The 25,594-nt window shown below is 52.3% G+C and carries 22 protein-coding genes; 19 read left to right on the top strand and 3 right to left on the bottom strand.

From position 1 onward, the window contains the following. Positions 1-209 precede the first annotated feature (209 nt). From topA to ACJJH9_RS10935, 3 genes are all read left to right on the top strand, one after another. A complete protein-coding gene (gene topA / locus ACJJH9_RS10945; RefSeq protein WP_444886418.1) occupies positions 210-2,879 on the top strand; it encodes a type I DNA topoisomerase in 2,670 nt (889 codons plus the stop codon). Continuing rightward, complete coding sequence (locus ACJJH9_RS10940; RefSeq protein WP_444922748.1) at positions 2,880-3,368, top strand: DUF6586 family protein; 489 nt, start codon at positions 2,880-2,882, stop codon at positions 3,366-3,368. A gap of 103 nt (positions 3,369-3,471) precedes the next feature. Beyond that, positions 3,472-3,726 (top strand): hypothetical protein, encoded by a 255-nt coding sequence (locus ACJJH9_RS10935; RefSeq protein WP_152453256.1) that lies wholly within the window; start codon positions 3,472-3,474, stop codon positions 3,724-3,726. A gap of 86 nt (positions 3,727-3,812) precedes the next feature. Here the strand turns inward: ACJJH9_RS10935 and lexA are convergent, their stop codons facing one another. Further along, positions 3,813-4,418 carry a transcriptional repressor LexA gene (gene lexA / locus ACJJH9_RS10930; RefSeq protein WP_252081962.1) on the bottom strand — a complete coding sequence of 202 codons (606 nt, stop codon included), beginning with the start codon at positions 4,416-4,418 and terminating at the stop codon, positions 3,813-3,815. A gap of 164 nt (positions 4,419-4,582) precedes the next feature. Between lexA and ACJJH9_RS10925 the strand changes: the two genes are divergently transcribed. The 5 genes from ACJJH9_RS10925 to ACJJH9_RS10905 all read left to right on the top strand — a co-directional run bounded on the left by ACJJH9_RS10925 (position 4,583) and on the right by ACJJH9_RS10905 (position 9,000). Continuing rightward, positions 4,583-5,221, top strand: coding sequence for an LOG family protein (locus ACJJH9_RS10925; RefSeq protein WP_252081961.1), 639 nt, complete (start codon positions 4,583-4,585; stop codon positions 5,219-5,221). A 394-nt stretch (positions 5,222-5,615) separates the two neighbouring features. Further along, on the top strand, positions 5,616-6,248 hold the full coding sequence (locus ACJJH9_RS10920) for a TetR/AcrR family transcriptional regulator (RefSeq protein WP_444884603.1): 633 nt from the start codon (positions 5,616-5,618) through the stop codon (positions 6,246-6,248). Between the two features lie 34 nt (positions 6,249-6,282). After that, positions 6,283-7,299 (top strand): beta-N-acetylhexosaminidase, encoded by a 1,017-nt coding sequence (gene nagZ / locus ACJJH9_RS10915; RefSeq protein WP_444922747.1) that lies wholly within the window; start codon positions 6,283-6,285, stop codon positions 7,297-7,299. 79 nt (positions 7,300-7,378) lie between these two features. Beyond that, positions 7,379-8,485, top strand: coding sequence for a mechanosensitive ion channel family protein (locus ACJJH9_RS10910; RefSeq protein ID WP_252081958.1), 1,107 nt, complete (start codon positions 7,379-7,381; stop codon positions 8,483-8,485). Between the two features lie 299 nt (positions 8,486-8,784). Beyond that, entirely contained in the window at positions 8,785-9,000 is a 216-nt protein-coding gene (locus tag ACJJH9_RS10905) for a cold-shock protein (RefSeq protein WP_020413094.1), read from the top strand. A 661-nt stretch (positions 9,001-9,661) separates the two neighbouring features. On the opposite strand, the gene ACJJH9_RS10900 is transcribed toward ACJJH9_RS10905, so the two are convergent. Both ACJJH9_RS10900 and mfd read right to left on the bottom strand, forming a co-directional pair. Beyond that, a complete protein-coding gene (locus ACJJH9_RS10900; protein WP_444900564.1) occupies positions 9,662-10,621 on the bottom strand; it encodes a CsiV family protein in 960 nt (319 codons plus the stop codon). Between the two features lie 137 nt (positions 10,622-10,758). After that, positions 10,759-14,238 (bottom strand): transcription-repair coupling factor, encoded by a 3,480-nt coding sequence (mfd, locus tag ACJJH9_RS10895; protein WP_444922746.1) that lies wholly within the window; start codon positions 14,236-14,238, stop codon positions 10,759-10,761. A 306-nt stretch (positions 14,239-14,544) separates the two neighbouring features. On the opposite strand from mfd, the gene ACJJH9_RS10890 reads away from it, so the two are divergent. From ACJJH9_RS10890 to ACJJH9_RS10840, 11 genes are all read left to right on the top strand, one after another. After that, positions 14,545-16,005, top strand: coding sequence for a glyceraldehyde-3-phosphate dehydrogenase (locus ACJJH9_RS10890; RefSeq protein ID WP_444885908.1), 1,461 nt, complete (start codon positions 14,545-14,547; stop codon positions 16,003-16,005). Positions 16,006-16,398: 393 nt separating this feature from the next. Beyond that, a complete protein-coding gene (locus ACJJH9_RS10885) occupies positions 16,399-17,739 on the top strand; it encodes a Na(+)-translocating NADH-quinone reductase subunit A (RefSeq protein WP_444884608.1) in 1,341 nt (446 codons plus the stop codon). A gap of 2 nt (positions 17,740-17,741) precedes the next feature. Further along, on the top strand, positions 17,742-18,953 hold the full coding sequence (locus ACJJH9_RS10880; protein WP_252081954.1) for an NADH:ubiquinone reductase (Na(+)-transporting) subunit B: 1,212 nt from the start codon (positions 17,742-17,744) through the stop codon (positions 18,951-18,953). After that, positions 18,946-19,728: a Na(+)-translocating NADH-quinone reductase subunit C gene (locus tag ACJJH9_RS10875; RefSeq protein ID WP_252081953.1), complete on the top strand. Its 783-nt coding sequence runs from the start codon at positions 18,946-18,948 to the stop codon at positions 19,726-19,728. The genes ACJJH9_RS10880 and ACJJH9_RS10875 overlap by 8 nt, the downstream gene beginning before the upstream one ends. Positions 19,729-19,730: 2 nt before the next feature. Continuing rightward, a complete protein-coding gene (locus ACJJH9_RS10870; RefSeq protein ID WP_252081952.1) occupies positions 19,731-20,387 on the top strand; it encodes an NADH:ubiquinone reductase (Na(+)-transporting) subunit D in 657 nt (218 codons plus the stop codon). Positions 20,388-20,390: 3 nt separating this feature from the next. Next, positions 20,391-20,999, top strand: coding sequence for an NADH:ubiquinone reductase (Na(+)-transporting) subunit E (nqrE, locus tag ACJJH9_RS10865; protein WP_020413086.1), 609 nt, complete (start codon positions 20,391-20,393; stop codon positions 20,997-20,999). Between the two features lie 16 nt (positions 21,000-21,015). Further along, positions 21,016-22,239, top strand: coding sequence for an NADH:ubiquinone reductase (Na(+)-transporting) subunit F (gene nqrF, locus ACJJH9_RS10860; RefSeq protein ID WP_252081951.1), 1,224 nt, complete (start codon positions 21,016-21,018; stop codon positions 22,237-22,239). Between the two features lie 14 nt (positions 22,240-22,253). Next, entirely contained in the window at positions 22,254-23,312 is a 1,059-nt protein-coding gene (locus tag ACJJH9_RS10855) for an FAD:protein FMN transferase (RefSeq protein ID WP_444922745.1), read from the top strand. After that, positions 23,312-23,554, top strand: coding sequence for a (Na+)-NQR maturation NqrM (gene nqrM, locus ACJJH9_RS10850; protein ID WP_252081949.1), 243 nt, complete (start codon positions 23,312-23,314; stop codon positions 23,552-23,554). Before ACJJH9_RS10855 ends, nqrM begins: the two co-directional genes overlap by 1 nt. 136 nt (positions 23,555-23,690) lie before the next feature. Beyond that, positions 23,691-25,088, top strand: a complete 1,398-nt coding sequence (sthA, locus tag ACJJH9_RS10845) for a Si-specific NAD(P)(+) transhydrogenase (protein ID WP_252081948.1) — start codon at positions 23,691-23,693, stop codon at positions 25,086-25,088. Next, entirely contained in the window at positions 25,085-25,549 is a 465-nt protein-coding gene (locus tag ACJJH9_RS10840) for a thioesterase family protein (RefSeq protein ID WP_020413081.1), read from the top strand. Before sthA ends, ACJJH9_RS10840 begins: the two co-directional genes overlap by 4 nt. Positions 25,550-25,594 lie beyond the last annotated feature (45 nt).

Raw genomic sequence — 25,594 nt, 5'->3', positions numbered from 1 at the left:
CAGGCATTTTAGCGGGCTGCTCAAATAGGGAAAATTGTCACAATTTTACCCTTTTCTGGGGGTGAAATTTGGCGAATAAGCACTAAAAGTTGTCAGCTTTGCTTGACCGCGCCTTGACTGAGGCTTATATATTCGCGCAGCGCAGGCCCGATTGATGGGCCTGAAATGCTTCGGATAGCAGTAAATTTTTCATTTGAAATCAAAGGCTTATGGGTAAATCACTGGTCATCGTCGAATCACCGGCCAAAGCGAAAACCATCAATAAATATCTCGGCAAGGACTTTGTTGTTAAGTCCAGCGTCGGTCATATTCGCGATTTGCCAACCGGTGGCGGCAACAAACAGCCCGTTGACGCAAAAGAACGGGCAAGGCGTGCGGCAGAGACTCGTAAGCTTTCCCCTGAGGCGAAAGAGGCTTACAAGCGCAAGAAAAATCGTGCGCAGCTGATCAAGCGCATGGGGATCGACCCGGATAATAGCTGGCAGGCTCACTACGAAATTTTGCCAGGCAAGGAAAAAGTAGTCAGCGAGTTGCAAAAGCTGGCTGAGAATGCCGATCACATTTATCTGGCAACGGATTTGGACCGCGAGGGAGAGGCGATCGCCTGGCACTTGCGGGAAGCAATTGGCGGTAATGACGAACGCTATCGCCGAGTGGTTTTTAATGAAATCACTAAGTCCGCGATCCAGGAGGCGTTCAAAGATCCCGGCCGCCTGAATATCAATCGGGTTCATGCCCAGCAGGCTCGCCGATTCCTCGATCGTATTGTTGGCTATATGGTCTCCCCACTATTGTGGGAGAAAGTTGCCCGAGGACTCTCTGCTGGCCGGGTGCAGTCAGTGGCAGTTCGTCTCGTGGTAGAGCGCGAACGTGAGATCCGCGCTTTCATTCCTGAGGAGTACTGGACGCTTTTCGCTGATACCGCTACCAGCAAAGCGAACAAGCTGCGGCTAGAGGTTAAAAAACAAGCTGGTGAAACTTTCCGCCCCACCAATGAAGCCGATGCGAATAGCGCGGTGAAATTGCTTCAGGGTAGTGAGTTTGTTGTTAGCGGTCGTGACGATAAGCCTACCAGTTCCAAGCCTAGTGCTCCCTTTATTACTTCGACACTGCAGCAGGCGGCTAGTAATCGTCTCGGTTTCAGTGTCAAGAAAACCATGACCCTTGCACAGCGTCTCTACGAAGCCGGTCATATTACATACATGCGTACCGATTCGACCAATCTAAGTAAAGAGGCGGTTGAGTCGGCCCGGCAGTATATCGGTGAGAATTTTGGCGATAAGTATCTGCCAGAAAAGCCCGTTAGTTATAGCAGCAAGGAGGGAGCGCAAGAGGCTCACGAGGCAATTCGTCCCTCCGATGTACGTGTTGCCCCCAATATGCTCTCAGGTGCGGAGCGGGATGCAGAGCGGCTCTACAATCTGATTTGGCAGCAGTTCGTCGCCTGTCAGATGACCCCAGCAAAATACACTTCGACCTCAATTGTGGTGAGTGCCGGTGACTTTGAGTTGCGTGCTCGCGGCAGGGTGATTCGTTTTGATGGCTTTCTCAAAGTTGCCCCTCCTGCGGGCAAGAAAGATGAAGATCTGCTGCTGCCTGATGTTCAGGTTGGCGATAAGCTGTCTCTGCAGCAGCTGGACCCGAAACAACATTTCACCAAGCCTCCGGCTCGTTTTAGCGAAGCCGCTCTGGTGAAAGAGCTGGAAAAGCGTGGTATTGGCCGGCCCTCAACCTATGCCTCTATTATTTCCACAATTCAGGATCGGGGCTATGTGCGGCTTGAGAACCGCCGTTTCTACGCGGAAAAAATGGGTGATATTGTCACCGACCGCCTCAGCGAAAGTTTTAAAAATCTGATGGACTACGGTTTTACCGCAAGCCTGGAGGAGTCTCTGGATGCGGTTGCCGATGGCGATAAAGGTTGGAAGCAGTTACTCGACGAGTTTTATCAAGACTTCTCCTCTCGGCTGGAAAAAGCTCAGTCCAGCGATGCGGGTATGCGGCGCAACACGCCGACAGATACCGATATCGAGTGCAGTAAGTGCGGTCGCCATATGCAGATCCGCACAGGTTCTACCGGTGTATTCCTTGGTTGCTCCGGTTACGCGCTTCCTCCTAAGGAGCGCTGCACCAACACGATGAATCTGGTTTCAGGCGATGAGGCCGTGGACGCGGATAAGGACGAAGATGCCGAAACCCGCCAGCTGCGGGAGAAACGCCGCTGTCCCAAGTGCGGCACGGCGATGGATAGTTATCTGCTTGATGAGCAGAGAAAGCTACATATCTGCGGTAATAACCCAGACTGTAATGGTTACGAGGTAGAGCAGGGCACGTTCAAAATTAAGGGCTATGACGGTCCGATTATTGAGTGTGATAAGTGCGGTAGCGACATGCAGCTGAAGTCAGGCCGTTTTGGTAAATACTTCGGCTGTACTAACGAAGCCTGTAAGAATACCCGCAAGCTGTTGAAAAATGGCCAGCCGGCGCCACCCAAAATGGATCCGGTTCCTATGCCGGAGTTGGCTTGCCTGAAGGTTGAGGATCATTACATTCTCCGCGATGGTGCCTCCGGATTATTCCTGGCCGCCAGCCAGTTTCCGAAAAACCGTGAGACCCGTGCCCCGCTGATAAAAGAGCTGCTGCCTCACCAAAGTGAGATTGACCCTAAGTACAGTTTCTTGTTCTCGGCTCCCTCACAGGATGATCAGGGGCGCGATACCGTAGTTCGCTTCAGCCGTAAGACCCAAGAGCAGTATGTTCAGTCTGAGGAGGATGGAAAGGCCACGGGTTGGAAGGCTTTTTACCGGGATGGTGCCTGGAAAGTCGAAGCGGCGGCCAAGAAAAAGCCGGCAGCTAAGAAAGCGGCGGCAAAAAAGTAAATGAGTAACCCCTATACCGGCCTAGTCACTTCGGCATTGCGTAAGAGTCAGCTGCTGGCCACAAGTAGTTATGACTCTACTATTCAGCGAATGGCCATGGAAGAAGGTGCTTTGTTGCAGCTGTGGAAAGCCTATCAGGCTTTCCTGGCTGAACTGTCACACCAGCTGCAATTGGGTTTTGAGCCGGAGTCTGTACAGGTTATTTTTGATAGCCTACACAGCCAGGGGAGAGCGAGCCTTGAAGTAGGTGAACTGCAGTCATTGCTCTCAGAGCCAGGGAGTTGGCTTAGCGAATTATTACGCGCGTGGAACCAGCTCTTAAGGCTGCCTACATTAGCGGAGGAAAAAGGGCAAGCTGATAACCTTATTCCGACTCACAATATCGCCGGACCAGTACCAATTGAGCTTTCTTTCGAAGCGCTGCTTAAATGGCACAAAGCTCTCAGTGAGCTGATACTTAGACAGCGTGCCAACCTCGAGGAGTGCTAAGAGGACTCAGCTACCTTTCTATTCATCTTTTTGCGCCCACTGAAACTTCTAAATTGCCTGTGGTACACTGGGCGCAAACTGATGTGCAGTGAAGGGAAAGCAAATGTCCTCCGAAACTTTTGAGATTATCGAGTTGGCCAATGGCGATGTGGCTCTGCGCCGTGCCGGCCATGAGGAGGACCCTCTGGTGAGTATTCGTTTCTCAGCCGAGAGTCTCCAATTTTTGCGAAAGCACAAGGTAGCGGTAGCCCGGGCCATGTTAGAGGCGGGTATAGAAGCCGTGCAAAATCTCGATGACCTGGAGCCAGGTTACTTTGAAGAGGAAGAGTCGATGCCGGTTAACCATACGATTCACTAATCTACGGTAAAGGCGAAAAATTAAGTGAAATAACAGCGGCTAGAAGCCGCTGTTATTGTATTTGATTGTCGGTAAATCTTTTAGTCTCACGGAGTTTGGCGAATAACGCCCACCGCTAACCCTTCGATCACAAAGTTCTTATCCCGCATATCTACTTGAATGGTATCAAAGTCTTCGTTTTCAGGTAGGAGTTGTACCGTTGCCTGATTACCTTTACGGCGGAAGCGCTTAACGGTTACTTCATCATCAATCCGCGCAACTACAATCTGCCCGTTTCTGATTTGTTCGGTCTTCTGCACTGCAAGAAGGTCCCCATCGAGAATGCCGGCATTTCGCATACTCATGCCGTGTACCCGCAATAAATAATCTGCCGGTGGGTGGAAGAAACTGGCGGGCAGGTCGCAATAATCCTCAATATGTTCGGCTGCCAGAATAGGGTTGCCTGCGGCGACACGCCCCACGATGGGAAGTCCCGATTGGTGGTCGGGAATTCGAATACCTCGGGAGGCACCGGCAACCATCTCAATGGCTCCTTTCCGTGCCAGTGCTTTGAGGTGTTCCTCTGCAGCGTTGGGCGAGCGAAAACCCAGCTCTTGGGCGATTTCTGCGCGGGTGGGAGGGTAACCTGTGTCGTCCAGGTAGGCTTTTATCAGCTCTAATACTTGAGTCTGGCGTGCGGTGAGATTGGTCATAGATTTACCTAGCGTTTCTGTATTTTTATACAGTTGCTGGGATTATATACAGATTTAAGGATCTCGCAAACTGAGCACCTGCCTGCAGTCCAGCTGCTACATTGTTTAAGAAAACAGGGAATGAAAAGAATAGTTGAAAGAACTGACAGCAAGGGAGAACAATAATGCTTGATGCGAAAATGGCTGAAGCCTGGAGAGTTCTGCGCATTCAATCTGAGTTGGTTGATGGAATTGAGCGTTTAGTTGCGCTTAACGGGGCGGTAACAGTTTTTGGCGGTGCGCGTTTCACTGAAGATAGCCAGGAATATCAGCAAGGGGTGAAGCTTGGGGAGCTTTTAGCAGCAGAGGGGATACCTGTGATGACCGGTGGCGGGCCGGGTCTGATGGAGGCGTGTAATCGTGGGGCTTTTGAGCAGCCTGGTACTTCAATCGGATTAAATATCGAGCTGCCTTTTGAGCAGGCAGCTAATCCTTACCAAGATATCAGTTTGAATTTTCGCTATTTCTTTGTGCGTAAATTTATGTTTGTGAAGCATGCCGTGGGCTTTGTGGGTTTACCCGGGGGCTACGGCACGCTGGACGAATTATTTGAGGCGCTGACATTAGTACAAACTCAAAAAGTACGGCGATTCCCAATAGTTTTGGTGGGCAAGCGTTATTGGGGAGGGCTGTACGATTGGCTGGTAGATACGGTATTGGAACGGAATTGTATCGACTCTGCTGATCTAGACCTGTTTCATGTGGTGGATGCAGTAGAAGAGGCTGCAGATTTGATTATGAAATATATGCGAGCCAGGGATTAAAAAGTTTTCGAGATGTCTAGGTTACTTTCTTTATTAATTAACAATCGGATAGGGCGAGGAGTAGGGGAGGCAGAAAAAACAGGAATACAGGAAGTAGAGGCCAAAATACAGAGCCTACGGCTGTGCCTCGTCCCTAAATAGTAGTTAGCGCCCCTATCTTTCTTCCCACGCAGTGGAATGCACTAAGGCCTATGGGAAGAGGTAGTGGTCAGTCGCTTCGGTAATTACATCTTATCCTGCCAATTTACCAAACCAATTTTGCCTATGGGGATTCGCCAGGTTGGACTTCCCCCTACAACCGTTCTTTCTGTATGTGCAATAAGCCGCCAGCGAGCTGGGAGTGTGCTACTCTGGCCGAAATTAAACAGCTGTTTTAAATGGTGGTTTGATATCTATGAGTCAGATGGATACCGTTAACCGCATCTTGGATGCTGCCGAAGCGCTCTTTGCCGAGCGCGGCTTTACCGAGACATCCCTTAGGACTATTACGAGTACTGCCGGAGTCAATCTGGCGGCGGTCAACTACCACTTTGGTTCTAAGAAAGAGTTGATCCAGGCGGTCTTTGAGCGTTTCCTAACACCATTTACCGATGCGCTGGAAGCAGAGTTGGATCGACGCATAGCTTCTGGCCAACCACTTAAGGTTGAAGGGTTGTTGGAGAGCCTATACCGAGTTGGGTTGGGCAGTCTGAGCCAACTTGGGCTGGATGCTCAGCGCTTTATGCGCCTGCTGGGACTGGCTTATACGCAGTTTCAGGGGCACTTACGCCGCTTTATAGTGTCTCGTTACGGTGATAGTTACCGACGCTTCGCAGGCCTACTGGCCGAGGCCTTACCGGGAGTTGATCCCGTGACCTTCTACTGGCGCCTGTATTTTATGTTAGGGGCCACTATTTTCACCTTGTCGAGCTACGATGCCATAGAGGCTATCCTGAGAGAGGATTTTGGTGCTCAGAGCAGCCTGCCGGAAACTTTGGAGCGCCTTGTGCCGGCCGCTTCGGCAATGCTAAAGGTGGAGTCCGGTTAAACTTCGCAGCTGGTGAATCTTAGAGGAACTGAATATGCCTGCATCACTCGGACCGGTGATGATCGATATCGAAGGGCAGAAGCTCACTGATGAGGATTGCGAGCTTTTGCGCCACCCGCTCGTGGGTGGTTTGATTTTCTTTGCGCGCAATTATCGCGATCGCGATCAGATTCAAGCTCTGATTGCCGATATTCGATCTGTGCGCCCAGAGATACTGCTGGCTGTTGATCAGGAGGGTGGGCGCGTACAGCGTTTTCGAGAGGGGTTCACGCGTTTGCCTTCCATGCAAAAACTGTCCGCCGAGGCTTCAGCAGCACAGCTGCAGGATGTGGGTTGGTTGCTTGCCTCTGAGTTATTGGCTGTAGGGATGGATTTCAGTTTCGCCCCTGTATTGGATGCCGATGACAGCCACAGCCGAGTTATTGGAGATCGCAGTTTTTGTCCCAACCCCCATCACCTGACGGCTATTGCAAGACCATTTATTCAAGGGATGCGTGAGGCTGGTATGGCTACAACCGGCAAGCACTTTCCAGGACACGGGCACGTGCTTGAAGATAGCCATGTGGAGCTTCCTCAAGACGAGCGCTCCCTGGAGCAGGTGCTGGCCAGCGATGCCTTGCCCTTTATTGACTGCATAGGGGCCGATGAACTGGATGCGGTGATGCCCGCTCACATTCGCTTCGTCAATATAGACAGTCAGCCGGTGGGTTTCTCCCGTTACTGGCTACAGGATATTTTGCGAGGACGACTGGGTTTTAATGGGGTTATCTTCAGTGATGATCTGTCCATGGAGGGGGCGGAAGCTGCCGGTGGTTATGGGGAGAGAATCCGCGCTGCTCTGGAAGCGGGTTGTGATATGGGCGTAGTCTGCAATAACCGTGCAGGGGCTTTGGAGTCTCTCGCTGGGCTGCAGAACTTTATTCCCGCAGCGGAATCGAGTGAGCGTCTGAAAGCCATGCGGGGTAGACCCTCAATCACCTCTTGGGCGGAACTCGAAAAAAGTGAGCGCTGGCATAGAACTCGCAGCTGGTTAGCTTCAATAATGCAGTAGTTGAGAAATACCGGTTTCCGCAGCTTGCTCCAAGAACCTATGGGCGGCTGGAGCCGGTTTTATAAGCGGAGGGGGAATTGTGGAGTCCGTAGAGAGTGTGCTGTTGTCCTGGCTGGGTGATAACCGGGTTTGGATAATCTCTGTTTTTCTTATTGTATTAGCTTCCGCACTGGCGGCCTGGATTTTCGGCCGCTTTGTGCAAAAACTGGCTGCCAGGGCTGAGAAGACTGTCAATCCCTGGGATGATGCGCTGGTAGGGGCTCTCTCCCCTCCTGGACAAGTATTAATCTGGCTGTTGGGGCTCACGGTGGCCGCCCAGCGTGCGGGTCAGGCGACGGGTGCAGAGATTTTCTCCCTGGCAGAGCCTGCCCGCGAGATAGGCCTTATTCTGGTCCTCTCTTGGTTCGCTTGGCGCTTCTCGCACAGCGCGGAGCGTAACCTTTGCAATCCCCGCTATATTGGCAAGCCGATGGATGCCACCACGGTTAGAGCCATCGGCAAGCTGGTGCGGGCTTCGATCGCTATCACTGCGGGTATAGTGATTATGCAGTTCCTGGGCTATAGCGTCAGCGGCGTTTTGGCCTTTGGTGGCATCGGGGGGTTGGCGGTAGGCTTTGCCGCTAAGGACTTGCTGGCGAATTTCTTTGGTGGACTGATGATTTACTTAGATCGCCCCTTTGCGGTTGGCGATTGGATACGCTCCCCCGACAAGGAGATTGAGGGGACTGTAGAAGATATTGGCTGGCGCCTGACTCGCATACGCACCTTTGATATGCGCCCGGTTTATGTGCCCAATAGTGTCTTCACGCAGATTTCTGTCGAGAACCCTTCGCGAATGCTCAATCGCAGGATCTTTGAAACTATTGGGGTTCGTTATGAAGATGGTCATTTAATGGCGCAGATAGTGGCAGATGTTAAGAAAATGTTACAGCATCACCCGGAAATAGATGCCAACCGAACTCTTATTGTTAATTTTAATAGTTTTGCAGCCTCATCCCTTGATTTCTTTATATACACCTTTACCAGAACGACAGAGTGGGTGAGATACCATGAAATCAAACAGGATGTTTTGTTGAATGTACTCAATATAATTGAGCGCCATGGTGCTTCTTGTGCATTTCCGACCTCGACGGTACATATTGCCGATATTCCTTCATTAGCGCGAGAAGCCGCGTTAGACAGTTGAGTATTGGGAGTGCGATAAGGTACAAATGTTTAGTTTAAATATCGCGCTTAATTGGGGTTTTGACGGTTAATTACGCCTATTGGTAAAAACGTAGTATTTATTTCACATAGAAACCTAGACACTGGCGCTGTTTTATCTAAGAATCAGGTTACGCCCTTTGGGTTACTCTCAATAGGGTGAAGCAAGATAGCATTCTGCATGGAGCAGTTTGTTAACAATGGGGTGGCGTTTGCCCCTCTTGCCGAATTGAGCAGTGAGGTAATAGAGGTAGGCGCAATAACAATAATGAGGTTTTCTCAATGAGTGATCGCGTTACAGGTACAGTGAAGTGGTTTAATAACGCACGGGGTTATGGCTTCATCACCTGTGGAGAAGGAACTGAAGATATTTTTGTTCACTATCGCAGCATTCGCGGAGAGGGTTATAAAACCCTTAACGAGGGGCAGGCGGTTGAGTTCGAAATGCAACAAGGTGACAAAGGACTGCTGGCGGAAGATGTTGTTCCCTGTGAGTGATTTTCGGATCACTCGTTGAAAGAACTGTTGTCGCGTAGAGTTTGCGGTGCCAGCCGCCAGCTCTGCCAGCGCCTCCAAAGCGGGCTTTTCAGCTCGCTTTTCTATTTCTCCATTCGCTTGGTTCAATATGTGTCTTATGGCGGTCTGCATACATATATGACCCGTTCCACGAGTTTCGTTATATTTTGAAATGTATTAATTACCTGCGCCTTTAGTTTCTGAAAGCACTCCAGGCTATTTATGAAGCTTTAATAGTCTTGAAACCAATTTAATGTTAGGAGTCAGGGTTTCAGTTCTGTCTGGCGGAATAAATTTAAAAATCTTTATCGCTGCTTCTTTATTAAGCTTTTTTATTTTATTTGGCTATTTTGCTTTTCTAGTGATTTTCACTTGAGCGAGGGTGTTGTAATAATGGGGTGAGTTTTTCTCTTCGCCTTCCGTGTCTTTGTACTTGTTTCTTGCCGGATATCGTTAAGTTGCTGCCTTTGTAAAATTTTATTTTATAAATTGCAGTCAAATTGGTTTGGTTGTGTTATCTGTTATGCCGGATTCGATTCGGCTTTTATAGATTTAAGAAAGTGTAATTTGTTTGGTTAAATATGCTATTGCATATGGAATACCCCCTTTGAAGGGGGTATTTGAAAGAGTATTAATTGGCTGTTTATAAGGTAACTGGGGTGGTTTCTTCTGTGACTTCTTCGTTGTTTTCAGCCACAGTGCGAATTTCAATCAAAATACCAAAAGCCGGGTGGTCAATATAGTGCAGTTGGCCGCTTCGCATACGGCGCTCATGTTGTAAATGAGCGGCCCGCATAACATATACCGGTTGCTCAGCTGGGGCATCTAAGGTTATGGGCTCCTGATCTCCTGCTGCGTTTGAGAAGTTATGCCTATTCGGATTGGAAGCAATAAGCCCCTCATTCGTGGCAGAGAAAGAAATTGTCTCCTCGGAGGGTGTTGGAGCAGCCTTGGGTCGATGAGGCAGGCGGATACCCTCCGCAGATGCGGGAGCAGAGAAATCATTGAGCCAAAGGTTTGTGCTCAGGTGCAAATAGCGTGAGACGCTCAGGGTAACTGACCCTTCCAGCTGGCTGTGCCCTGAAAAGGTTTCGCCACCATCAATCAGGATTGCTGGTGACTTATGTTTTTGCTCCAAAACTTGGTGCCAAGCTTTGTGGAATAAAATGCGATCCCCGCCTCTCACTAGAGCTGCCGCCTTAGTATCCAGCTTGGTGTCTACGGGGGAGAGGAGTAAGCGGAGGGGGGGAGCTTGGTCAATATTGTGATCGCCGAACTCGCTGACTGCAAAGCTGACAGGCTCCTCGTCCAATGCTGTATCTTCTTGGGGGAGCTCTGTGGATTCAGGGAATGCGGTTGCGACAGGGGATTCTGCTTTTTCCTCCCGGGGTGCAGGGGTTTCAAAGTCCACCCAGCGAGCAGGGTATGTGAGGCTCGGCTCCGCAGGCCAGGTTTCATTGGTTTGTGCCATACCTTGGGGGCGTTCGAACACGATCATCTCGATTTCGAAAGTATTGCCGGCGTAGTTCGCCGCCTGTGAGGTCGTGGCGGAGAGTGCCAGGGCAAGTGTAGAGCAGAGGTGCACTATCTTTTTTATGGTCATTGGGTTACCACTTTCTTCCATCTGTCCTGTCTATCGTCAGAGCAGGGTGAGTATTTCGCGGCCAGCTATATAGGCCGGGATTGTGGCAGGGGGTGGCCCCCCTGTCGATCGATCAGGTCACTAGCTACCGGATACTATCACTGGGCTAAGCGCTCCAGCACTTCGCTTATTTCCTGTAGCTTGCGGTCGGCGCCCTCTTCATCGAGGCTGAAGTTCAGCTGGTTGGCGCCGGCCAGCTGGTAGCGTCCCGGCTGTGTTTGCACCAATTTCACCAGGGTGAGGGGGTCTACTTGGGTATTTTCGGCAAACTCGATGCGACCTCGGGCGGCGGAGGCTTCCAATTTGCGAATGCCCATTTTATCGGCCTTCAGTTTTATTTCGGTGGTGCGGAACAGGTGTTTGACCGGTTCTGGCAATAGACCAAAGCGGTCGATCATCTCCACCTGTAACTCCTTCAGTTGTTGGCGATCAACGGCATTGGCGATACGTTTGTACATCATTAGACGGCCATGGACATCCGGCAAGTAGTCCTCTGGAATCAGCGCCGGTACCCGCAGATTGACATCTACAGCCGGGGACTCCAGGGGGTCGTCGATATTGGGAGTGCGCCCCTCGCGAATGGCTTTTACCGCGCGGTCGAGCATCTCCATATACAGGTTGAAGCCGACACTCTGGATTTGACCGCTCTGTTCCTCACCAAGTAACTCGCCGGCGCCACGGATTTCCAGATCGTGGGTGGCCAGGGTGAATCCAGCCCCAAGATCCTGGGCTTCACTGATGGCTTCCAGCCGCTTGACCGCGTCGCCAGTCATTGAGCGTTTGTTGGGGGTCAGCAAGTAGGCATAGGCTTGGTGGTGGGATCGCCCCACACGACCACGCAGCTGGTGCAGCTGGGCCAGGCCAAATTTGTCTGCGCGTTCGATCAGTATTGTGTTAGCAGTTGGGACGTCGATACCGGTTTCGATAATGGTGGTACACACCAAAACATTAAAGCGCTTGTGGTAAAAGTCACTCATGACCTGCTCCAGTTCGCGCTCACGCATCTGACCGTGACCGATACCGATGCGGGCCTCGGGAATCAGCTCCTGTAATTCTCGGGCGATACGCTCAATGCTTTTCACTTCATTGTGCAGGAAATACACCTGGCCGCCACGGAGGATCTCCCGCAGTATGGCCTCCTTCACCAGTGCATCGTCGCGCTCGCGCACGAAAGTTTTTACAGAGAGGCGTCGCGCCGGCGGCGTGGCGATGACTGATAGATCGCGAATGCCGGCCATTGCCATATTTAAAGTGCGCGGGATCGGTGTGGCGGTTAGGTTGAGGATATCCACTTCGGCGCGCAGGCTCTTGAGGCGTTCTTTCTGGCGTACCCCAAAGCGGTGTTCTTCGTCGATAATCAGCAGTCCGAGATTCTTAAAATCCAGGTCGCTCTGTAGAAGCTTATGGGTACCGACAAGGATATCCACTTTGCCACTGGCTATCTTCTCTTTCACGCTGTCCACTTCTCTGCCTGAACGGAAGCGGGAGATCACTTCAATATTGATGGGCCAGTCGGCGAAGCGATCTTGGAAAGACTGAAAATGTTGTTGCGCTAATAGGGTGGTGGGTACCAGCATGGCCACTTGCTTGCCGGCATGGGCGGCGACAAAGGCCGCACGCATAGCGACTTCGGTTTTACCAAAGCCCACATCGCCACACACCAGTCGGTCCATGGGCTTTTTCGACTGCATGTCGCCAATCACGGCTTCAATGGCCTGCTGCTGGTCTGGCGTTTCCTCGAAGGGGAAGCCGGCTGAAAATTCTCTATAAGCCAGCTTGGGGTCGGCAAAAGCGTGACCTACACGGGCTTCACGACGCGCATAGATATCCAGGAGTTCGGCAGCGGCATCACGAACTTTTTCGGCGGCTTTGCGCTTGGCTTTCTGCCACTGTTCGCTGCCCATTTTATGCAGTGGAGCCAGGGCCTCGTCGGCACCGGAGTAACGGCTGATCAGGTGCAGGCTGGCTACGGGAACATAGAGCTTAGCTTCATTGGCGTATTCCAGAGTCAAGAACTCGGCAGGCTGTCCATCGATTTCCAGGTGTTGCAGGCCGCGGTAGCGTCCCACTCCTTGATCGATATGCACTACCGGGGCGCCGATACGCAATTCGGCCAGGTTTTTGACTGCATTGTCTGCATCATCTTTGGCTTTTTTGCGGCGGCGCTGTTGTAGCACCCGCTCGCCAAATAACTGCGGCTCAGCGATCAGGTTGACGGCAGGATCGGTCAGTAACAGGCCCTGATCCAGGGGCGCTACGGTGATCCCGATGGATTCATTGCTTTGGAGGAATTCTTCCCAGCTAGCATAGGTTGGGGGAGTCAGGCGAATACCTTTTAAAAGCTCCAGCAATGCCTCGCGGCGCCCACCGCTTTCGGCACAGAAGAGCACTCGCCCGGAGTACTCCATCAGGTAACTTTCCAGGGCGGCCATTGGCTGCTCGGCCTTGCCGTCTACCGGTAGGGTTGGAGGTACTTGGGTGGCAAAGTTGTAATTGCCCTGGGCATCGGGCAGCGTCTCTGCAGAGAAGATGGCCCTTGGCATCGATTTGAGCGCGCCATTGAATTCATCGATATCCAGCAGAATCTGGCGTGGTTGAAGAATTGGGCGGGTCAGATCGCCGCGGCGGCTCTCATAGCGGTTGCTGACCTCGCGCCAAAAGCTATCAACAGGTGCTTGCACATTTCCTTGGATAAAAGCTTGGCTGTTCTCGGGTAGGTAGTCGAACAGGCTCGCGCAATTGTTATCGAAAAATAGTGGCAGGTAGTATTCGATACCCGCTGGGGCAATTCCTGCACTGATATCCTGGTAGATGGGCACAAGACTGGGGTCCACCTGGAATTGTTCATGCCAGTTCTGCAGAAAGCCGGAAAGACCGGCCTTGTGCATTGGGAACTCTCTCGCGGGCAGCAGGTGAATAGTTTCCACCTTATCCACTGTGCGTTGGGTTTCTGGGTCAAAGGTGCGCAGGGATTCAATTTCATCGTCGAATAGATCGATGCGATAGGGCAGTGGACTGCCCATAGGGAAAATATCCATGAGTGAGCCGCGCACGGCAAACTCACCGTGTTCATAGACGGTATCTACACAGTGATAGCCTGCCTGCTCTAACAGGCGACGCTGGATATCAATATCAAATTGTTGCCCCTCATTGAGGATCAGCGCATTGCCGGCTACGTAATCACTTGGCGGCAGGCGATGCATTAAGGTGCTCACGGGCACTATGACAATACCGCTCCCCATTTGCGGCAGGCGGTAGAGGGTTGCCAGGCGGTCCGAGATAATATCCTGGTGTGGGGAGAAGGTATCGTAGGGGAGAATTTCCCAGTCTGGTAAATGAAAGATCTCAAAGTCGCCCTCTGAGGCTGCATCTCTCCGCGCTTTGTTAAAAAATTTCAGCTGTACCTCTAAGCGGTGCGCCTCGAGGCTGTCACGAGTGATCAGCAGTGTGGGGGATTGACTGTTGCGAGCAGCATTCAGAATGGCGAGTGCGGCCGCTGCGCCGTGAAGTTGTCCCCAGAATTGCCGGTCGGTGGTGCTGTGAAATTTGGGGGGAGTCAGGGGCTGTATATCGGTCATCGTTCCTTAAATATCCGCGCTTTCATTTGCTGTAGTGCCAGGGGCGGCTATTGTAGCCGCGATCGGATCGGGCTGCAGTCTATGATATCTGTGCCTGTGGTTTCGATCTCAAACGGCTGCAATTTTTAGGGGATTGCGTATCGCGAGGGCTTGTGACAACAAAAAGGTAGTTTTACTACATTTTTTTGGTTTTTTTTTGCGCAGTTGCGTAGCAGCGGGTGAATACTGATAATGCGCAGCCATACGGCCCCGAGTGGTTTGTGGGCCGTGATTTCCTGCCTATTAAACACATTGCAGAGGTGTCCGATAGTGACTCAGAAGCGACCGAAGCCCGCGGACTTTTTCAAGGACTGGAAACAGCGAGAAGCACTGGCTGAATCCATGATCCCGATGATTGGAAAGCTCAACCGTGAGAGCAACGTCGGTATTTATATGTACGGCCGCAACCTGGTTAATCGCTCAGTGCTGAGCATTATGAAAGCGCACCGTTTCGTGCGCCAGGTTGAGGAAAATGAACTCTCCGAGTTTGAAACCTTCCCTGTATTGGAAGCCATCTGCAAGATGGAGCTGGGTCCCGTACATATCGACCTGGGAACCATGACCAACAAGTACATGCGCGACGATCGCGGCTTGTCTGTGGATGAGTTTGTACGTGAAGAGCTGTCCGACGCAGCGGGTGCCGGCAAGCCTCTGCCTGAATCCAAAGATGTTGTGATCTACGGTTTTGGCCGTATCGGCCGTCTGGTTGCCCGCCTGCTGATTGACAAGGCCGGTAGTGGTGACGTTCTGCGTCTGCGCGCTATCGTACTGCGCAAGGGTAAGGCCCCCAACGATCTGGTGAAGCGCGCTTCTCTGCTGCGTCGCGACTCCGTACACGGTGCTTTCCAGGGCACTATCCGTGTAGACGAGGAGACCAACTCCCTGATCTGTAACGGTAACGAAATCAAGATTATCTACGCCAACTCCCCGCAGGAAGTGGATTACACCCAGCACGGTATCAACGATGCGATTATCGTTGACAGTACCGGTGTATGGCGCGATGAAGAAGGCCTGAGCCAGCACCTGCAGAGCCCCGGCGCCTCCAAAGTGCTTCTGACTGCACCGGGCAAGGGCGATATCAAGAATATCGTTTACGGTATCAACAGTAGCGACATCAAGCCGGAAGATAAGGTGCTGTCTGCCGCTTCCTGTACCACTAACGCCATCGTGCCTGTGCTGAAGGCGATGATGGACGGTTACGGCGTTGAGCACGGCCACGTAGAAACTGTACACGCCTACACCAATGACCAGAACCTGATCGACAACTATCACAAAGGTGAGCGTCGCGGTCGCGCAGCAGCGCTGAATATGGTTCTGACTGAAACCGGTGCTGCCAAGGCGGTTGCCAAAGCGCTGCCCGAGCTGAAAGGTAAGCTCACCGGTAACGCAATTCGCGTTCCGACCCCTAATGTTTCCATGGCGATCCTGAACCTGAACCTGGGTAAAGAGACCACCAAGGAAGAGCTGAACGAATATATGCGCGATGTGGCACTGCACTCGCCACTGCGTCAGCAGATCGATTTCACCAACTCCCCGGAAGTGGTATCCAGCGATTTTGTTGGCTCCCGCGTTGCCTGCGTATTCGATTCCACTGCGACTATCGTGGATGGTAAGAACGCAGTGCTCTACTGCTGGTACGACAACGAGTTCGGTTATAGCTGTCAAGTGGTTCGCTGCTTGGAAGATATGGCTGGCGTTCGTTATGAGTTGTTCCCTAAGAAAGACTAAGGCGTCAGCTTAAAGTCTGCAGGTCGGCTCTTTGGGCTGACCATGAGGGTGGGGCGGCAGTCACAGCCGTCCGCCCACATCTTTCCAAATCCCTGTTTTTTCAGTAGAAATTTCCCTTCTTAGTGCCACTTTGGACGCTTCCAGACTGGTAAAGCTTTTGCCCCATCTTTATAATGCGCGCGATTTTGCGGGGCGGCCGTGCGCCGAGAAGTTAGCGCGCACAACCTTTAGTTAGCTTCCTTCCGCCCGGTCTACGGGTGAAACGGCATAAGCCCTCGCAGCACAGAATTCCACAGTATGGCTCGCCAGTCCGGGATTGACTGTTTTTCAGTTTGAACCTGGGCGGGTGGGCTTTATTGCAATTTTATAAACTAGAAACTTAGGCATAGGCGTATGAGAAAGATCCGTCGGGGATTGGACTTACCCATATCCGGCGCGCCCGAGCAGGTCATCCACAAAGGACCTGCGATCAAGACCGTTGCTGTTCTCGGCCCCGATTATCACGGGATGAAGCCGACAATGGCAGTGGCTGTAGGGGATCGCGTCAATCTTGGTCAGCTACTGTTCAGTGACAAAAAAACCGAAGGCGTGCGCTACACCGCGCCGGCCGCCGGTCGTGTTGTTGCTATCAATCGCGGTGCCCGCCGTGTTCTGCAATCCGTTGTGATTGGCATAGACGGCGATGCAGCAGAACAGTTCCAGAGCTATAGCGCAGATAAGCTATCTGGTCTGACGCGCGAACAGGTCGTTGAGAACCTGGTTGAATCCGGTATGTGGACCGCACTGCGTACCCGCCCGTTCAGCCGCGTGCCCGCTTTGGATGCTAAACCGGAAGCGGTGTTTATCAATGCGATGGACACCAATCCTCTGGCTGCCAACCCAGAAGTGGTCATTGCCGAGAACCCCAAAGCCTTCTCTCAGGGCGTTGAGATTCTTTCCAAGCTGGCGGAAACCACTTACGTCTGTACCGCTCCTGATGCAGATATCCCCGTACCGAGCGCTGCGAATATTCGCCGCGAAGCTTTTGCCGGCCCCCACCCGGCTGGCCTGTCCGGTACCCATATCCACTACTTGAACCCGGTTTCCGGTTCTCGCAGTGTATTTACCATTAATTACCAGGATGTGATCGCCGTAGGCAAACTGTTTACCACCGGTAAACTGTTCACCGATCGCGTTGTTTCCCTGGCCGGCCCTCAAGTTAAGCAGCCCCGACTTGTGCGCACTCGTCTCGGTGCCAGCCTGGAAACTTTGACTTCCGGTGAGTTGAAAGGTGATAACGACCGCGTTATTTCCGGCTCCGTATTTGGCGGCAGCACTGCTGAAGGTCCTTTGGGTTACCTGGGTCGTTACCATAATCAGGTATCTGTGCTGGAAGAGGGTGGTGAGCGTCCTTTCCTGCACTATCTGCGTGCCGGTAACAAGCGCTTCTCCGTTTTCCCGATTTACCTTTCGCGCCTGTTCAAGAACAGACTGTTCAACTTCACCACCAGTACTAACGGTTCCGAGCGTGCCATGGTACCGGTCGGCACTTATGAGAAGGTCATGCCGCTGGACGTACTGCCGACCCAGCTACTGCGCTCCCTGATCGTGGGTGATACCGCTATGGCCCAGAAACTGGGTGCTCTGGAGTTGGATGAGGAAGATCTGGCACTGTGCACCTTTGTGTGTCCGGGCAAGTACGAATACGGCCCCATTTTGCGGGACAACCTGACCCGTATTGAGAAGGAGGGGTAAGTATGTTGCGTAAATTCCTCGATTCCATCGAACCGAAATTCCACAAAGGCGGCAAATTCGAAAAGTTCTATGCCCTCTTTGAGGCCATTGATACTGGCTTGTTCCAGCCGGCTGATAAAACCAAGACCACCTCTCATGTGCGCGATGGTATCGACCTGAAGCGTATTATGATCACCGTGTGGGCTTGTGCGATGATCCCTGCCTTCTACGGTATGTGGAATATCGGTTTCCAGGCCAACACTATTCTGGAAGGTATGACCAATCCGGATCTGTCCGGCTGGCGTCACGCCATTATTGGTGCTCTGACCTCCTATAACCCTGCGAGCCTGTGGGACAACTTTGTCTACGGAGCCATGTACTTCCTGCCGATTTATGCGGTCACCTTTATTGTGGGTGGTATCTGGGAAGTGCTGTTCGCCGCTGTGCGCGGTCACGAAGTGAACGAAGGTTTCTTCGTAACCTCCATTCTGTTTGCCTTAACCTGTCCGCCGGATCTGCCTCTGTGGATGGTGGCTATGGGCATCAGCTTCGGTGTGGTGATCGGTAAGGAAGTGTTCGGTGGTACCGGCAAAAACTTCCTCAACCCGGCACTTACCGGTCGTGCGTTCGTATTCTTCGCCTATCCGGCAGCGATGTCTGGCGATGCAGTTTGGACTGCGGTTGACGGTTACACCGGCGCTACCGCGCTGTCTGTCATGGCCAGTGAAGGTATCCAGAACGGTATCGTGAATGCTGCGGTTGGCCAGGTAACCTGGTTCGACGCTTTCTTCGGCAAGATACATGGTTCCATCGGTGAAACTTCTACCCTGGCTATCCTGATTGCCGGTGTAATTCTGATGGGCATGAAGATCGCCAGCTGGCGCATCGTAGCCGGCACTCTGCTGGGTATGATGGCCACCGCATTTATGTTCAACATGATCGGTTCCGAAACCAACCCGATGTTCCAGGTACCCTGGTACTGGCACCTGGTGGTGGGCGGTTTTGCTTTCGGCCTGATCTTTATGACCACTGACCCGGTTTCCGCTGCTATGACCAACACTGGTCGCTGGTGGTACGGCATCCTGATCGGGGTGATGGTTGTCCTGATTCGTGTAGTGAACCCGGCCTTCCCGGAAGGCATGATGTTGGCGATCTTGTTCGCTAACCTGTTCGCTCCGCTGTTTGACCACTTTGTGGTGCAGTCCAATATCAAACGGAGGTTGGCACGTGGCTAATAAAGATTCCGTAACCGGTACTCTGATTGTCGCGCTGGTAATGTGCCTGGTGTGCTCTGTGGTGGTTTCCACTGCGGCGGTAATGCTGAAGCCTGCCCAGCAGGCGAATGCCGAGCTGGACATGAAGCGCAACGTACTGATGGCTGGTGGCCTGCTGAAGGACTCTCGCGCTAACAAAGCGGAAGTAGAGAAAGCCTTCGCCGATGTGAAGATCAAATACGTTGATCTGAACACCGGTAAGTTCACCGATGAAGCGCCGGCTGGCGGCAGCGGTCGCGCTGCTTCCAAGATTCCCTCTGCCAGTGAGAGACTGCCGGCAGACGAGGATACCGCCAAGATTATCCGTCGGGAAAACATTAAAGAGGTTTACCTGGTAGAGAAAGATGGCCAACTGGACAAGATCATTCTGCCTGTTCGTGGTTACGGACTTTGGGGTACCTTGTACGGCTTCCTCGCGCTGGAGAGCAACCTAGACACCGTAGCGGGCCTCGGCTTCTACGAGCACAAGGAAACTCCCGGGCTGGGTGGCGAAGTGGACAACCCTAACTGGAAAGCCCAGTGGGTTGGTAAGCAAGTCTTCAATAAGCAAGGCGACGTAGATATCGCTGTGATCAAAGGCCAGGTTAACCCCAACAGCCCGAATGCGATTCACGAAGTAGACGGCCTGTCCGGTGCAACTCTGACCAGTAAGGGCGTTAGCAACCTGGTGAACTTCTGGCTGGGTAACCAAGGTTATGGTCCCTTCCTGAAAAACCTGAAAGCAGGGGAGGCATAAGCATGAAAATCAAAGAGACTCTGCTAGAGCCGATTTTTAACAACAACCCGATCGCACTGCAGATCCTGGGCATCTGTTCTGCACTGGCTGTAACCAGCTCGCTGCAGGTAACCCTGGTAATGTGTATCGCTCTGACCTCAGTTGTGGCCTGTTCCAACGTTGCGGTATCACTGATCCGCAACCAGATCCCGAACAGTATCCGCATCATCGTTCAGATGACCGTGATTGCCTCATTGGTAATCCTGGTGGATCAGTTGATCAAGGCTTTGGCATACGACATCTCCAAGCAGCTGTCCGTATTCGTTGGCCTGATCATTACCAACTGTATCGTAATGGGTCGTGCGGAAGCCTTCGCTATGAAGAACCCGCCGCTGCCCAGCTTCTTCGATGGTCTCGGTAACGGTCTGGGCTACAGCGTTATCCTAATTGGTCTCGCGGTAATCCGTGAACTGTTCGGCGCTGGCAAACTGTTCGGTGTGGACATCCTGACCACCGTGAGCAACGGCGGCTGGTATATCCCTAACGGCCTGCTGTTATTGCCGCCCAGTGCATTCTTCCTGATCGGCTTGTTCATTTGGGCAATCCGCGCCTGGAAGCCTGCCCAGGTTGAGCAAGACGAGTTCAAGATTGCGCCTAATTCCCAAGCGCAGGAGGCCTAATCCATGGAACATTATATTTCTTTGATTATCCGCGCCGTTTTCGTTGAAAACATGGCGTTGGCCTTCTTCCTCGGTATGTGTACCTTCCTGGCCGTATCGAAGAAGATCGAAGCTGCGATTGGCCTGGGTGTTGCGGTTATCGTGGTACTGACTCTGACAGTACCGGTGAACAACCTGATTTACACCTACCTGCTGAAAGACGGCGCACTGGCCTGGGCCGGTTACCCCGACGTGGACCTGAGCTTCCTCGGCCTGCTGTCTTACATCGGCGTAATTGCGGCACTGGTACAGATCCTGGAGATGTTCCTGGATAAATATGTACCAGCGCTCTACAACGCCCTGGGTGTATTCCTACCGCTGATCACCGTGAACTGCGCCATCATGGGTGCCTCCCTGTTCATGGTTGAGCGCGAATACGCGTTCGGTGAGAGTGTTGCCTACGGTTTCGGTGCCGGCCTTGGCTGGGCACTGGCGATTACTGCTCTGGCCGGTATTCGTGAAAAGCTGAAGTACAGTGACGTTCCGGATGGCCTGAAAGGTCTGGGCATCACCTTCGTAACCGTTGGTCTGATGTCCCTGGGCTTCATGTCCTTCGGCGGCATCGATATCTAAGCGGGGAAAACAATAAATGAGTATTGAAATTATCCTCGGCGTAGCGATGTTTACCGTCATCGTACTGGCGCTGGTGGCGGTGATCCTTGCGGCCCGCTCGCGCCTGGTAAACACCGGCAACGTCAACATTTTGGTTAACGGTGAGAAGACTCTCACCGTGCCAGCCGGCGGCAAGCTGCTGCAAACCCTGGCTGCCAATAACCTGTTCCTGGCCTCCGCCTGTGGTGGCGGCGGCAGTTGTGCGCAGTGTGTGTGTAAAGTGACTGCGGGCGGTGGCGATATGTTGCCGACTGAAGCGGCTCACTTTACCCCGCGCGATGCGAAAGAAGGCAAGCGTCTTTCCTGTCAGGTTGCGGTTAAGCAAGATATGGAAATCGAAGTGCCGGAAGAGGTGTTCGGAGTGAAGCAGTGGGAGTGCACTGTGGAATCCAACCCCAACGTTGCCACCTTCATTAAGGAGCTGACCTTGCGTCTGCCCGAAGGCGAAAACGTTGACTTCCGTGCTGGCGGTTACGTACAGCTGGAAGCCCCAGCTCACCACGTTAAATTTGCCGACTTCGAAGTAGAAGACCAGTACCGCGGTGACTGGGAGCACTTTGGCTTCTTCAAGCTGGAGTCCAAGGTGACCGAGCCTGTGGTTCGCGCCTACTCTATGGCTAACTACCCGGAAGAAAAAGGTGTTGTTAAGTTCAACATCCGTATTGCGACTCCGCCACCCCGTACCGAGGGTATCCCGCCGGGTCAGATGTCTTCCTACGTGTTCAGCCTGAAGCCGGGTGACAAGATCAAGGTGTATGGACCCTTCGGTGAGTTCTTCGCCAAGGAAACCGACAACGAGATGGTGTTTATCGGTGGTGGTGCCGGTATGGCGCCGATGCGTTCACACATCTTCGACCAACTCAAGCGTCTGAATTCCAAGCGCAAGATCAGCTTCTGGTACGGCGCGCGTTCTCTGCGCGAGATGTTCTACGAAGATGACTACAACGGTCTGGCTGCTGAGTTTGATAACTTCAAGTGGCATGTGGCCTTGTCTGATCCGCAGCCGGAGGACAACTGGACGGGTTACACAGGTTTCATTCACAACGTGGTGTATGAAAACTACCTGAAGGACCACCCGGCTCCGGAAGACTGTGAGTACTACATGTGTGGGCCACCCATGATGAACGCCGCAGTAATCAGCATGCTCAAAGACTTGGGCGTAGAGGATGAAAATATCCTCCTTGATGACTTCGGTGGTTAAACGGAGAGCTTAGTTTGCTAAACGCAATCAAAGCCCCGATAAAAGCAAAAACAGGGCCCGTTCTTCCGGCCCTGTTTTTGCTTTGGGCGACTGTAATTTTCACTGCCTGTACTCCGGCAGCGGAAAACTGGCAGCTTAGTGGCCGCACCATGGGGACCGCTTATCACATCACGGTTGTCGATGTACCGCAAAGCGTAAAGCGTAGCGAGCTGCAATCGTTAATTGACGATGAGCTGCAGCAGGTCAACCAGGAGATGTCCACCTATATCGAGGACTCGGAGTTGATGCGTTTCAACCGCGGTCCTGTAGGTGAGGCCATCCCGGTCAGTGAGCCGCTGGTAGATATTGTGACGCTGTCCCTGGATATTTATCGACGCAGTCAGGGTGCCTTCGAGGTTACCGTTGGCCCACTGGTTAACTTGTGGGGATTTGGTCCCCAACCAGAGCCTGAGAAAATTCCCTCCGATGCGGAGATAGCTGGCCTGCAAAAGGTAGTCGGCTCCGATGCACTTAAAGTGACCCGTAAACCGGATACGATCACTCGTCAGAGACCGGTAGAAATTGACCTTTCGGCTATCGCTAAGGGGCACGGCGTCGACCGGGTTGCACTGTTGCTGGAGCAGCAGGGAATTCGCAACTACCTGGTCGAAATCGGCGGTGAACTGCGTACCCTGGGTGTGAATCCAAAAGGTAAGACCTGGATAATTGGTATTGAAGCACCTGACTCATTTGGCCAGATGGTTCAACAGCCTATTGGTGTTAGTGGTAAGGCGGTGGCTACCAGTGGTGATTATCGGAATTACTATGAACGCGATGGAGTGCGCTATGCACACAGTATCGACCCCCGCACTGGTCGACCGTTACAGCACAAGCTGGCCTCGGTAACCGTGCTGGCAGATACCTGTGCTGAAGCAGATGGCCTTGCTACCGCTCTCAATGTACTTGGGGCTGAAGAAGGGTTGGCTTTGGCCGAACGTGAAAACCTGGCTGTTTTCATGCTGGTAAAAACTGATAAGGGTTTCGAGGAGCGCTATAGCCGCGCCTTTGCACCCTACTTAGAGAGGTCTGAGTAATGACAATATTTATCTTTGCTTTTATTGCCATGCTGTTAGTAGTTGCCGGAATGGCACTCGGCGCCATGGTGCAAAATAAGCCACTAAAAGGCTCTTGTGGCGGCCTGAATAATATCGGCATGAAGCAGGACTGCACCATTTGTGGTGGCAACGACGACGAATGCGAAAAAGAGCAAGAGCGTAAGCGTCAGCAAAAGGTTGCCGCTGAAGACCTCGCTTACGACGCGACTAAGCGCAAGTAGGCAATCTCTCCCAAGCCCGTAATTAACGGGCTTGTTGTTTTATATCATTGGCACCTTCTGTGCTGATTTTAGTAGTGAGTGTGAGGCATTCTTAAATCTCATACTCCGTTTTGGAAAAATAGAATTAGAGCTATAGATGGCAGAGCAAAAGTTTGACTTGGTTGTAATTGGTTCTGGTCCCGCTGGTGAGGCCGCCGCAATGAGCGCCGCGAAAAAAGGCATGCGTGTCGCAGTGATTGAAAAACGCCAAGTAGTGGGCGGTAACTGTACCCATAAGGGCACCATTCCCTCCAAAGCTCTGCGCCACTCTGTCAAACAATTAATGCGTTATAACACTCAGAGTGTTTTTCGTGCTTTGGGTGAACCGCGCCGCCTAACCTTTCCTCAGGTGATGCAAACGGTCAATAAAGTGATTTCCTATCAAGTGGAAATGCACACCTCTTTTTATGCGCGTAATCGGGTTGAGCTAATCGTTGGGGCGGCAAATTTCCGCGATGCGAATAGTGTAGAAGTACAGCTGCCCGATGGTGCCACAGAAATTGTCACCGCGAAAAAATTTATTATTGCCACGGGTTCCCGTCCATATCGTCCCGCAGATGTGGACTTTGATCACGAGCGTGTCTACGACAGCGATATGATTCTGGATATGCAGCATACGCCGCATTCCATCATGATCTACGGCGCCGGCGTGATTGGCTGTGAATACGCTTCTATTTTCGCTGGTCTTGGTATCAAGGTAGATTTGATCAATACCCGCAGTAGCCTGTTGGAATTTCTGGATGATGAGATCTCTGATGCCTTGAGTTACCACTTGCGAGATATGGGCGTTACCGTTCGCCACCAGGAGGAGTATGCGCGTGTGCTCCCCAATGATCAGGGCGTGATTATGGAAATGCAGTCGGGTAAGCGTATCCATGCAGACGCGCTGCTCTGGTGTAATGGTCGTACAGGTAATACCAGCTCCCTGGGCCTGGAAAATGTCGGCCTCGAAGCTAATCACCGCGGCCAGTTAAGCGTAGATGATCATTACTGCACGGAAGTGGATAATATCTTTGCGGTGGGCGATGTTATTGGTTGGCCCAGCCTTGCCAGTGCCTCCTATGACCAGGGTAGGGCGGTAGCAGCAGCCATTGCCGGCCGCGGGCACCGTGTAATCGAGGATGCGCCCACTGGTATTTATACCCTGCCGGAAATTTCCTCAGTAGGAAAAACAGAATCCGAACTGACAGCCGCCAAGGTACCCTATGAGGTGGGGCGTGCGCTCTTTAAACACACCGCACGCGCACAGATCTCTGGTGAGCGCGTGGGCATGCTCAAGATCCTGTTCCATATTGAAACCCGTGAAATTCTCGGCATTCACTGTTTTGGTGCCGAAGCGGCAGAGATTGTGCATATTGGTCAGGCCATCATGAAGCAGCCCTCGCCAAATAACACCATCGATTATTTCGTTAACACCACATTTAACTACCCCACCATGGCAGAGGCCTACCGTAGTGCCGCACTGGATGGTCTCAATCGGGTTGCAAGATTATGACAGAGCCCTCACCCCATGAATTTCAGGAGTTGGTAAAGGGATTTTTTGAAAAGATCCCTTTTAACCAACAGATTGGTCTTGAAATGCGCTCCCTGGACTTGGAAGCGCTGACCCTTTCAGCAGGATTTGATCTGCGCCCAGAGCTGATTGGTAATGTCTGGAAAAAGATCCTACATGGTGGCGTAATCGCTACAGCCCTGGATACTGTCGGTGGCCTTACCGCTATGGTTGCTGCCTACCAGCGTATGGGCGACGTACACTGGAAAGAAAAAGCTGATCGTCTATCCAAACTTGGCACCGTAGATATGCGTGTGGATTACCTGAAGCCGGGCAGGGGAGAACACTTTCTCTGTGAGGGCTCTATTCTGCGTACTGGTAACAAGCTGGTTGTTGCGCGTATGGAGCTGAGCAATGATAAGGAAGAGTTAATCGCAACCGGTACAGCGACTTTTCTTTATTAGACGGTGGAAATACTATATACCGGCCTAATCCAAAGGGCTGGTAAT

This window comes from Microbulbifer mixtoriginis (SeqCode) (assembly GCF_052466715.1).
The sequence above is the reverse complement of the archived record's forward strand: the minus strand, read 5'-3'. Positions and strand labels throughout refer to the sequence as shown.

Excerpts from the sequence above, each read along its gene's own strand:
- topA (WP_444886418.1), top strand. The coding sequence starts at position 210 with ATGGGTAAATCACTGGTCATCGTCGAATCACCGGCCAAAGCGAAAACC.
- ACJJH9_RS10940 (WP_444922748.1), top strand. The coding sequence starts at position 2,880 with ATGAGTAACCCCTATACCGGCCTAGTCACTTCGGCATTGCGTAAGAGT.
- ACJJH9_RS10935 (WP_152453256.1), top strand. The coding sequence starts at position 3,472 with ATGTCCTCCGAAACTTTTGAGATTATCGAGTTGGCCAATGGCGATGTG.
- lexA (WP_252081962.1), bottom strand. The coding sequence starts at position 4,418 with ATGACCAATCTCACCGCACGCCAGACTCAAGTATTAGAGCTGATAAAA.
- ACJJH9_RS10925 (WP_252081961.1), top strand. The coding sequence starts at position 4,583 with ATGCTTGATGCGAAAATGGCTGAAGCCTGGAGAGTTCTGCGCATTCAA.
- ACJJH9_RS10920 (WP_444884603.1), top strand. The coding sequence starts at position 5,616 with ATGAGTCAGATGGATACCGTTAACCGCATCTTGGATGCTGCCGAAGCG.
- nagZ (WP_444922747.1), top strand. The coding sequence starts at position 6,283 with ATGCCTGCATCACTCGGACCGGTGATGATCGATATCGAAGGGCAGAAG.
- ACJJH9_RS10905 (WP_020413094.1), top strand. The coding sequence starts at position 8,785 with ATGAGTGATCGCGTTACAGGTACAGTGAAGTGGTTTAATAACGCACGG.
- ACJJH9_RS10900 (WP_444900564.1), bottom strand. The coding sequence starts at position 10,621 with ATGACCATAAAAAAGATAGTGCACCTCTGCTCTACACTTGCCCTGGCA.
- mfd (WP_444922746.1), bottom strand. The coding sequence starts at position 14,238 with ATGACCGATATACAGCCCCTGACTCCCCCCAAATTTCACAGCACCACC.
- ACJJH9_RS10885 (WP_444884608.1), top strand. The coding sequence starts at position 16,399 with ATGAGAAAGATCCGTCGGGGATTGGACTTACCCATATCCGGCGCGCCC.
- ACJJH9_RS10880 (WP_252081954.1), top strand. The coding sequence starts at position 17,742 with ATGTTGCGTAAATTCCTCGATTCCATCGAACCGAAATTCCACAAAGGC.
- ACJJH9_RS10870 (WP_252081952.1), top strand. The coding sequence starts at position 19,731 with ATGAAAATCAAAGAGACTCTGCTAGAGCCGATTTTTAACAACAACCCG.
- nqrE (WP_020413086.1), top strand. The coding sequence starts at position 20,391 with ATGGAACATTATATTTCTTTGATTATCCGCGCCGTTTTCGTTGAAAAC.
- nqrF (WP_252081951.1), top strand. The coding sequence starts at position 21,016 with ATGAGTATTGAAATTATCCTCGGCGTAGCGATGTTTACCGTCATCGTA.
- nqrM (WP_252081949.1), top strand. The coding sequence starts at position 23,312 with ATGACAATATTTATCTTTGCTTTTATTGCCATGCTGTTAGTAGTTGCC.
- sthA (WP_252081948.1), top strand. The coding sequence starts at position 23,691 with ATGGCAGAGCAAAAGTTTGACTTGGTTGTAATTGGTTCTGGTCCCGCT.
- ACJJH9_RS10840 (WP_020413081.1), top strand. The coding sequence starts at position 25,085 with ATGACAGAGCCCTCACCCCATGAATTTCAGGAGTTGGTAAAGGGATTT.